Origin of the sequence: Psychrobacter sp. Pi2-52, from assembly GCF_904846705.1 — a bacterium.
GTDB lineage: Bacteria > Pseudomonadota > Gammaproteobacteria > Pseudomonadales > Moraxellaceae > Psychrobacter.
This window is the reverse complement of record NZ_CAJHBS010000019.1, coordinates 57160-66328: the sequence shown is the minus strand read 5'-3', so window position 1 is coordinate 66328 and position 9169 is coordinate 57160. Positions and strand designations below refer to the sequence as shown.

At 41.5% G+C, this 9169-nt stretch carries 6 protein-coding genes; 3 read left to right on the top strand and 3 right to left on the bottom strand.

Annotated elements, in window-relative coordinates:
- Nucleotides 1-400 precede the first annotated feature (400 nt).
- The 3 genes from JMY00_RS10625 (at nt 401) to JMY00_RS10615 (ending at nt 5612) form a co-directional block, all read left to right on the top strand.
- The gene (locus tag JMY00_RS10625) at nt 401-3697 is read left to right on the top strand and encodes a type I restriction endonuclease (protein WP_201580124.1); all 3297 of its coding nucleotides are present in this window, start codon (nt 401-403) and stop codon (nt 3695-3697) included.
- A gap of 28 nt (nt 3698-3725) precedes the next feature.
- Nucleotides 3726-4976 (top strand): hypothetical protein, encoded by a 1251-nt coding sequence (locus JMY00_RS10620; RefSeq protein ID WP_201580123.1) that lies wholly within the window; start codon nt 3726-3728, stop codon nt 4974-4976.
- Between the two features lie 372 nt (nt 4977-5348).
- Nucleotides 5349-5612, top strand: a complete 264-nt coding sequence (locus JMY00_RS10615) for a hypothetical protein (RefSeq protein WP_201580122.1) — start codon at nt 5349-5351, stop codon at nt 5610-5612.
- Nucleotides 5613-6019: 407 nt separating this feature from the next.
- On the opposite strand, the gene JMY00_RS10610 is transcribed toward JMY00_RS10615, so the two are convergent.
- The 3 genes from JMY00_RS10610 to JMY00_RS10600 all read right to left on the bottom strand — a co-directional run bounded on the left by JMY00_RS10610 (nt 6020) and on the right by JMY00_RS10600 (nt 9032).
- Nucleotides 6020-8140: a DUF3987 domain-containing protein gene (locus tag JMY00_RS10610; RefSeq protein ID WP_201580121.1), complete on the bottom strand. Its 2121-nt coding sequence runs from the start codon at nt 8138-8140 to the stop codon at nt 6020-6022.
- A 303-nt stretch (nt 8141-8443) separates the two neighbouring features.
- Nucleotides 8444-8761 (bottom strand): helix-turn-helix domain-containing protein, encoded by a 318-nt coding sequence (locus tag JMY00_RS10605; RefSeq protein WP_201580120.1) that lies wholly within the window; start codon nt 8759-8761, stop codon nt 8444-8446.
- Nucleotides 8730-9032 carry an AlpA family phage regulatory protein gene (locus JMY00_RS10600; RefSeq protein WP_201580119.1) on the bottom strand — a complete coding sequence of 101 codons (303 nt, stop codon included), beginning with the start codon at nt 9030-9032 and terminating at the stop codon, nt 8730-8732. The genes JMY00_RS10605 and JMY00_RS10600 overlap by 32 nt, the downstream gene beginning before the upstream one ends.
- Between the last annotated feature and the right edge of the window lie 137 nt (nt 9033-9169).

Below are 9169 nucleotides of genomic sequence, written 5' to 3'. Positions count from 1 at the left end.
AAAGCCAGTAATCCTGCCAAGTATGCCAAAATTGACTTGATTACCTTTGGCTTTGGCAATTGCGTCAATGATCAGGTTTATCATGCTGACTCTGAAAAAACCTATATCTATCGGCAACAACTGAATAAAATAGTGTTTGGTGAGAGTTTGACTAAGGTTTGTGCTGAGCCTTAGTTTGCGTAGGCTGCGGCTTTAGCCCAGCATTGTAATTTTATCAGATTTTTTGCTAGGCTAAAGCCTTGTAGAGTGCCTGTCATGCACCACAAGATATAGGCTAAAAGTAAGATGAATCCTAATCAACAACTTAGTCAACATTAAATACCGTATTGACGAGGCTTATCTAAAAGTTCGGTGCTTAAAAAACCCTCTACACAAATAAATCAATAATAAGAACTATGCTATGACCCAGACCAGTACTGCTATCAACGCACATAACGTCACCTTTGAGACTACTTTCCAAGCCGACATCATCACACAAATGCAAGCGCACGGCTGGCAATTGGGCAATCCTAGCGACTATACGGCTGAGACCGCGCTATATGAGCAAGACGTACTCGACTTTGTGCAGACGACCCAGCCGCAAGAGTGGGAGAAGTTTTGCCGTACCTTTCCTATCGATTCAGAGCGCTACTTTATCACCGCGCTGGTTAAGCAGCTTAATAAGGCCGATGAGCACGCTACTGATAGAGCATCACGCACTTATGGCACATTGGGCGTCTTACGTCATGGTCTAAAGATTCGTAATGCGCGTTTTAGTTTGTGCCAGTTTAAGCCTGAGCACAGTCTGAATCCTGAGACTATGGCACGCTATGAGGCCAATATCTGTCGCGTTGTCCCTGAAGTAGTCTATAGCCCTAATACTAGCGTCAAAGACAGTACTGATGGCAAAGTCGCTAAGCGTAACCGTATTGATATCGTGTTATTCGTGAATGGCTTGCCCGTCACAACGATGGAGCTAAAGTCTGAGTTTAAGCAAGCGGTACAAAATGCTATTACTCAGTATAAGAGGACACGCCTGCCTAAAGACCCTGATACTAAGAAACCTGAGCCGCTACTGACGTTTAAGCGCGGCGCATTGGTTCATTTCGCTGTTAGTCAGTATGAAGTCTATATGACCACTAGGCTGGCAGGTGACAGTACTTATTTCTTGCCGTTTAACAAAGGCACCAGTGACGGCGGCGCGGGTAATGATACCCCTGACGATATCAGCCAATATGCCATTGACTATCTATGGAATGAAGTACTCACGCCAGAGAACTTACTCGCTATCCTCGGTCATTTCATGCACTTGCAGATCGATGAGGAAGAGGACGCTATTGGGCGCAAGTCCAAAAAAGAAACCATGATGTTCCCACGCTATCATCAGTGGGATGTAGTGACCAAATTAGTCAATGCCGCTGTGACTGAAGGCGCTGGTCAAAAGTACCTCATTCAACATAGTGCAGGATCGGGTAAATCTAACTCTATCGCATGGACTGCCCATCAGCTATCCACTTTATACAACAGTGACGGCGATAAGCAGTTTCATTCAGTCATTGTCATCACCGACCGTACCGTGCTTGATGATCAATTGCAGGACACGATCTATCAGTTTGAACATGCCGATGGCGTGGTTGGCAAGATCAATAGAAAAGAGAGTGACGGCTCAAAGTCTGAGCAGCTTGCCAGTGCATTAGTGAACTCACAGCCGATTATTATCGTGACCATTCAAACCTTTCCGTTTGTACTAAAAGCGATTGAAGACTCAAGTGTGCTTAAGTCGCGCCGCTATGCCATCATCGCCGATGAAGCACATTCATCACAGACAGGCTCTACCGCACGCCAGCTCAAAGAAGTATTGGTCTCAGGCGATATAGAGAATAATACTACTGAGAATGACGCGCCGCTATCTAGCGAAGACATACTGGACGCTACGTTAGCCGCACGCCGTAGCAGTCCCAACCTCAGCTACTATGCCTTTACTGCCACACCTAAGCCAAAAACCATTGAGCTGTTTGGCCGTCTGCCTAACCCTGACTTGCCAGCTTCTAAAGATAACCTGCCAGCCGCTTATCATGTCTATTCAATGCGTCAAGCCATTGAAGAAGGCTTCATCTTAGATGTGCTTAAAAACTACACCAACTACAAAGTGGTCTATCAGCTTAAGCAAAAGCTGGCCGTTGCTGATGATGAGGTCGATGCTCGCCGCGCCAAGATTAAGCTCAATAACTGGGTGCGCTTGCATGAGCATAATATCGCGCAGAAGGTTAAGATCATCATTGAGCACTTTAATGACAATATTAAAGGCTTACTGGGTGGCCAAGCCAAAGCGATGGTAGTGACAGGCTCACGTAAGGAAGCAGTACGCTACAAAATCGCTTTTGATAACTATATCGCTGATTACGGTTATAGAAACATCAACGCCATGGTCGCGTTCTCAGGTGAAGTCACCTTTAATGACAATGACCCTGATAGCGGCGCATTACTTGGTGAGAAGTTCACCGAGCATAATATGAATATTGGGTTAAAAGGCCGCGATCTACGTAAAGCCTTTGATAGTGACGACTATCAAGTGATGCTGGTGGCTAATAAGTTCCAGACAGGCTTTGATCAGCCCAAACTGTGCGCGATGTATGTTGATAAGAAACTGACGGGTGTGGACTGCGTACAGACACTCTCACGGCTTAACCGTACCTATAAAGGCAAAGCAGAGAGCGGTACGTTTGTGCTCGATTTCTTTAATGATCCTGACGATATTCTGGAAGCCTTCCAACCATACTATGAGACCGCAACTTTAGCGGATGTGTCTGACCCTGATAAGATATTTGACCTTTGTGAAAGATTGCGTGCCAGCGGTATTTTCTTATGGCATGAGGTAGAACAATTCGTTGAGGCGTTTTATAGTAAGAACAAGTCTAACGCGGCCATTAGCAATATCTGCAAGCCAGCAGTTGAGCGTTGGCAGAAGAAGTACAAGCTGGCACGTGAGCAAGCACAACATGCCAAAGTGATGCTTGAGCGTACCAAAGCGACGGGCGATGTAGTACTGATGACCAATGCTGAGAATGACTACAAAGGTTTTAAGGCCGATCAAGACGCGCTAGAAATATTCAAAAAGGACTTAGGTACTTTCACACGCCAGTATGAGTTTATGTCGCAAATCGTGGACTATGACGATAAAGAATTAGAGAAGCTGAGCCTATACACGCGTAACCTACAACCGCTACTGCGTGAAAGCATGGACAATGAAGATGACGTTGATCTAAGTAACATCGTCATGAGCCATTACCGCGTCTCAAAGCTGCACCAGCAGGACTTAAAGCTACAAGAGGGCAAGTCTGAGTATCAACTAGATAGCGGCAGTGGAGCGGGTACAGCAACACCCAAGGATAAACAAGAAGCGCTGCTATCACAGATTATTGATAGATTAAACGAGGTTTTTGCTGGTGAGGACTTTACCGATAAAGACAAAGTGAACTTTATGAATACCATTTGGGATAAAGTCACTGAAAACGAGATCGTGGTTAAGCAGTTCACCAATAACAGTGTTGATCAGATTATGCTGGGCGGTTATCCAAACGCTGCCGAGGACGCTATGTTTGATGCCAAAGGTACGTTTGAAAACATGACCATGCATCTACTGTCTAACCCGAATCAGTTTAAGCAGTTTATTCGATTGATGCTTGATACCAAGTTGAGTGATGAAGTTTTAGGATAGGTTATACAGAGAATAAAGGGTACATGGCATGACAGATAAGAATATTAACCTTTGTGATACTGAAGACGAAAAGCTGCGTTATAACTTCAGTATGTTCCCGTCCTTGCTTCTTTTGAAGAAAGGTATGCCTGAAGGCAAAGCTTTAATGAGAAAGTTGACCAAAGAACTGTCTAAAGTACCTAGAAAGCGGAAAGTACAGATCGCAGATATATTTGATAATATAGCTACAACGCAGGAAGAAGGAAGTATTAAACCAGAAGATATAAACTTAGAAGAAGGAGAGCTATCCAAACATCCTTACGAGTCATTAGTACGTACGCTGCTTGGTGCTGAAAAATCACCCCACTTACTTGAGCATGCCAAGATTGTAGATGACTGTTTGAGTCAGAAGTTTAATAGTAAGCTTATTGTAAATTTTAAGACTTACTTATCTAAGACTTTTAATTACGAAGATGAGGTGCTTAATATAAGCATGCCAGTAGGAAACTTCTATTCGTTTATAGTGCTTAGTTTTATTGCTAATCTTGATGCTCTGGTTCATGCAGCTTTTTATTCAAAAGATATTAAGCCAATTAGTTTGGGCTGGTTGTTTATGCACAAACGAGATCCAGATAAATGGGAATATGACACAACAACTAAAAAATACAAGATAACTAACAGAAATGGTAACCCTTTCACTTGTACATCACGCTCATTCATACATTTTATATTAACCGACCTTTATTTCTATAGTGGCGAGAAAACTAAACAAGTCCGTAAAAATCCGAAACCTAAAGAAATGCCAAAAGGTCATTATGGTCTTCGAAATGAGATTAATTGGAGAACGGATGATGAAGATGGTCAGCTGTATAGTTTTTTAGATAGAAAAAGCGAACGTGATAGTAAGAGAAACTGGATTAGTCTTGAAGAATTTTACTGGTTATTAGGTATGGAAGAGTCTCTAGAAGATGAGCCTGACAAAGCATTAGTTAGTTTCCGGAAATCGTTTGTCAGATATATAAAAAATGAAGATATAAATGAACTTGGTGGACTTCCTCCTACTGCTGAAAGCATGACTTGGTTCATATATGCTTTCTTTCAAAGTATTTATGAGCACACGGATAAGCTCAACAAGCAGACCAAAGAGCAACATTGTTTTATCTGTGATGAGTATTATGGATTGTGGGAATCAATGACGGCTAAGTACGAGAAGATGATCAGTGAGCATGTAAACAATCCACGGGTCGAATGGCCGGATTATTTAAAGAAGCAAGCCACACGTATTGAATATGTGGCTTGAATATAGCTGGTAATTATCAGCTAACTACCTATTTTCCTGATGGATTATTATCGCGACCACCACCTGATGGGTTGCCTGTTGTGCTCGGCCAGCCTGCACCTTGACCGCCATTATTCATATAAACTTTCATAGTTATTACTCCATTAAAGGTTTAGTTTATTTCATATAGCCAGTTGCTTACTGTCTATAACCAATATCTTAACGGTTAACAAAAATTGAATCTCCCCCAAAAACGCGAATTTTGAATTAATATATAAGTCTGAGAACTATATGAATAAACGATCAAATGAAGATCTACTCAAAGAATATTCAGATCCTAGTAAGTGTGACTATCAACATATGAATTGTTATACGCTAATATCTAGGCTTGATATGGGTGATTTATCCGCCCTTGAAATTTTGAAGAGAATTCACGTCCTGGGGTTGCTTAGTTCAACATATAGCTATCCATCCACGCTTATAGACGTTCTAGAGTTACATAACAGATCTAATGAGCAAGTAAGCTATGACTATGAAAATGCAAAAGATGTGGAATCTAAAAATAGAGATTATAAGATTTTAGTCTATAGGTCTAAGAACGGAGATGAAGATGCTGATCAACAACTCAAACTGATTGAGCTGGATAAAATACTTTGATTATATACTCTGGTTACCGCATTTGAATATCTCTACAATTTGCTGATTAGTTAACTCTTCACCTGTATTAACGTCAGCTGGTTCTCTTTCTGCATACATGTTTATTATCCTAGGATGTAAGGGGCTAAACTGATTCTTAGACCTTAAAGTATATTAAAACGTAATTTATAAGTATTCAATATCTATATAGGAAAGTAAGGAAAGTAGGAAAGTAAGTTATCAAATCTTTGATATGTATGGCTTGTAGTGTTTTCCCTTACGAAAGCAAGAAGGCAAGTAAGGAAAGTTAGTAGCTCTTGAGCCTTTTACTTTTCCTACTTGCCTAATGAGTTGACTTGTAGGAAAGATGGCTAGGGTAGGTATAGCAATCGTTCTAGCTATCGTTTTCCTATTTTCCTAGTTTTCCCTTATCTAGCCTCTAACAACTCAGGTCTTACCTGTATGGTTCTAGCCCTGCCATTGGTTATGATCTTAATATAACCCTCGCTTTCTAATACCTCAGTCAGTAATTCAAAGTTATGTTTTTGCCGTAAGTGCTTAGGGGTTACTTTGCTTTGAGCCATTGAATAAGCCAGCTCTTTAATTGATCGCTTCTTGCAGTAACTCACTAGCCAGCTGATTAGCTTTTGAGCATCATTGTCACCAGATTGGGGCTTGTCAGTGTATCGCATACGTTCGCTTATTGAATAATCAGTCAGTAATGAGGCTCTATGTATGTCATCAGCTGATATAACGCGCCTACCATCAAAGTAAGCGAGTATTGAGGCGATACGGCTAGCATTTTCATGTAAGCGTCTGGCATAGCTTGCGTATTTCTCCAATTTACCGCCTTTACATAACTGGCTTTCTTTATCGGTTTGATAGTTGGCTAATGCTTGCCTTGCCTGTCTATCCTTAAAGGGCATATTAAAGCGAACAATATTACCCTCGCTATCTTTATCGATACTATCAGCAATAGGATCAAATAATGATCTGCACCGTTGCCAGTAGGCTTGTAATCTTGGGTCTTTCTCTGGTTTAGCGTCTAGTCTCTCATCAGTGTTATAAACGATTTTACCGTTCATGTTGTCAGGAAAGGCGAACAAAAAGCGAGGGAGTAAACCTTGACCGTTCATAGCCTCATCATTTAACGCTGGTGCTACTACTGGTGGTTGTCCTTGCAAGTCTAAAGTAAACCTAACCCCATTCATGCTGTTTTGCTCTATGGTGTCATAGCGAGGCGATAGCAGCCGATCAAACGAACCACTACTCCATATATCACATATCTGGCTAATGTTACTCTTTGCCGTGTCACTAGTTAAGCTATGACCGCTTAAAAATAATGCAGCCTCAGCGGTTGACCATGCTATATCTGTAGTATTACCGATCAGCATATTGTCTAAAAAGCCTTGGATAGTGCCAGACTTTACTAAAAGTATGGATTGCTTAGGTTTGGGGTTTTCAAGTAACCATCGTTCTAAATCTTTCTTAGGTGTACTGGCTTTTTGTGCTAACCATTCATCTAGCAATAACCTGTATTCTTTCCTTTTCTCATTTTGATAATTGAAAAGCTCTTTATGGGTAAAGTCTACTGTCCTACTTTTACCGCCTCCGCTTTCTGCCTCAGTTAGTAAAAATAGTGAGGCTGGCATAAACTTATCACCCAAGGCATAAGGGGCGTTTATATATTGTTGAACAATAGTACCTAAAGCCCCTAGCATGCATTGACCTGCCATAGCTGGCGGTACTTGTGAATGATAAGTAATAGCTGTTAAAGTATCTCTTAGTATCTCACCCTCGTTTCCCCACGCCTCTACTGGATAGCGTGTAGCTTTGCTGGCTTGATCTGCTATATTGCCTAATTGCCCCCATGCATCAGCTAGTAAGTCTTTTGTGATTGTATCAGGGTCGCTTAGCACATCAGCAAGCGTCTGGTTATTATCAAACAATAGCAGCAAGTCAAAAGTCGTTATTATGGCTTTGACGTTTACCGCTAGTAACGGCTTAGTTAGCTTATCTTTTTGATCTAGGGTAGCCAATACAATAATTTGCTTAACCTCTGCAAAATGCCTGACCATGCTATTAAAGTTGAAAGGGTTAACACTGACTAAAATAGTAATGTTTAGCCTTTGGCTTATTAACTGCCTGTATAACTCTATACCATCAGCTAGGTTATTTACTGCATACCAGTCGCTATCTAGGTTAAGACTTCCAATAATAAAAGCACTGGGCTGGCTAGGGTCTGTTACTTCTATAGGTTCATCACTATTAGGCTTATAAATACCTATGTTGGCTGGCTGATGCAAGTTATCGCTTAATATCATAGCCACTTTTCCAGCGGTATTTATTATCTCGCTTTTTCTATCGCCATTATGAATGGTGAACGTATCAGAAAACTGCCTTAGCTTATCGCCTTGACCTAGTGCTATCAGGCTAGCTATTGTTTCATCATCTGCTATAATTTCATCAGTAAGTCGTTTTGAAGTGCCTAGTAAATTGCTTAGCCCCTTGTCATCAGCTTGGGGCTTTGTTTTGTCTGTAATAGTCATCTGTTCCCCCTTGCTCGCGCCTGACTTGGCTCGTGTATGGTTCTATATCTCCTAAAGTAGCTTTTACGCCTAGAGTTATTACGGCTTTGCTTTGGCTGTAGGTAAGTTTTCATCAGCTACCCACCTTTACAACGAAGATTATAATTTCATCCTGATGGTAGGCCACTAATAATGTAAGTAATACTATGCCTACTACCAATGGCACAAGGATAATAAACCTGACCAGTAAGCTATATTTGCTAGTCTGCTTGTGACTGTAAGCTCTATGCTGAGGCTTTGGGTTAGTTTTAAGGTCACTACTGCTCATGGAGTCACCTCACTGTTATATAGTTCGCTTTTAGGTAAGGTTGCTTCATCAAGCCAATAAACAGAAAACCACTTGTTGTTATGTTTAACCATTTCACTTTGGATTATTAGCCCTGCCGTTCGTAAATCATGTATGCGCTGAGCTAGACATGTGATTTGATAAAGGCGATAAGCGTCCCATGTGGTGATAGTTGCTCCTGTCATTAGATGCGCTCTAACAGTCTCTATTTGGGTCTTAGGTGCTTGCTCATTGGTAACGGGTGCGTTCGCTGAGACCTCCATATTAAACCCTTTCTTGCGTGTTAGCAGTGGCATGGTCGTCTGCTGGCTGGGTATGGCTTTCTACCCAACTATTGATTTCAGATAGGCGCCATAGACTAGCCCGTCCGATTTTAACGGGTGCTGGGAATTGATTTTGATTGATTAAATGATAGATATGCTTAGCACTAAAACCTGTGATACCACGTGTGGCAGCTTTGGCTGTGACAGTGCGCTGTTGATTTGATTTAGTGGTATAAGTTTTGGCTTTACGCTCAGGTTGATTGGCAAGATCTGCCATTCTTAGATACTGGTCAATTAGGGTCATGATAGTTCACTCCATAGCGGTTTAAGGAATGGGCGGTAATGCCCTGCTATAAAGTGATACTAATGGGTAGTAGTGGGGTTACTGCAAAGGGTTACCCTCTAAACAATGGGTTACGGTCAAGGGTTACCCTTTGAGGT